This is a genomic window from Oleiphilus sp. HI0117, from assembly GCF_001635235.1.
Genome location: NZ_LWGA01000664.1, coordinates 1 through 1,015, shown reverse-complemented (window position 1 = coordinate 1,015; position 1,015 = coordinate 1). Strand labels below are relative to the sequence as shown.

The window sequence follows — 1,015 nt, the reverse complement described above, 5'->3', positions numbered from 1 at the left end:
CGACACCTGAGTTCAAATATAGTCCGCGCGCAAGTCCGTCTTGGTCCAGGTCAACATGGACATGACCCATACCTCTGGCAGCTTCAACCAGTTTAGGTATCGGAAGAATTTCAACAAGTGTTCCGCCGTGAGTCAGCGGTTGTAGGTGCAATGGCAGTAGAACGTTGCCGTTATTCTTGATCGCTGCTGCGAGGGCAAGGTCATCTTCTGGGTGCGAAGCGCTTTTTTCTGAAAAAAGTATATCTAAGGCAATCAGTGCGGTGTTGTACTGCGTTAGTTTTTCAATTAGCTGTGCATGGATTGCACGCCGCCATGGCCATTGGCCAATACTATTGAGACTCTTTTCATCTATGGCGATGATAACCGTATTTTCGTCAGCGGGAACCGGGGTGAGGTTTATTGCGGTGTCGTAAGCCAAGAGATCGAGGCGCTTGGCCGCTTGTGTATAGACCAAAAAAGCGCTCACCACGAGTAGGGCGAGAGTCAAAAGGTACTGCGCATAAGGCCTGGATTCGGGAATGTTTCTAGCCATAAGGTTCTATTATTATTGCTGTCGTTGTTGGGCCGAACGCATCTTAGCAAAAATGTTCGCTGTCATGTGAAAAAATGATATGCGCCGATGACAGTACGAACATTATTGTTGCAAGGCAACATATTATTCATTTTCAATATATAGCTCTTTGATTGGGCCAAAGTCTGAACTGAATAGTTCGTTGCCAATTCCCTTAACCCGAGCGAAATAGCGCTTTCCAGGTGTTAATCTTAGGTGGGCTCGAGCCTTGGCAATGGTCTGTTCTTTCAGAATGTTTTCGAAGCTTTTGCTATCAGACACCTGCAATATGTAGGCTTGGGTATTGTCTACTTTATTCCAGAACAGGCCAACTTGGCTGTCGATATAGTTAACACTTAGAATCTTCACGGGTTTCAATATACCGCGGACAGAAAAGTTACGCACTTCGCTATTCGCTGTTTCGCCGTCATCTGCAAGCGATACTACGCGCCAATAGTATGAGCC

Annotated in this window: 1 protein-coding gene and 1 pseudogene; both read right to left on the bottom strand. The window is 46.3% G+C overall.

Annotated features, from left to right (window positions below):
- Positions 1-532: CHASE2 domain-containing protein (locus A3757_RS08875; RefSeq protein WP_156506261.1), on the bottom strand; the 532-nt coding region annotated here is incomplete at its 3' end.
- A 123-nt stretch (positions 533-655) separates the two neighbouring features.
- Positions 656-1,015, bottom strand: a pseudogene (locus A3757_RS26630) (hypothetical protein); the annotation flags it as partial.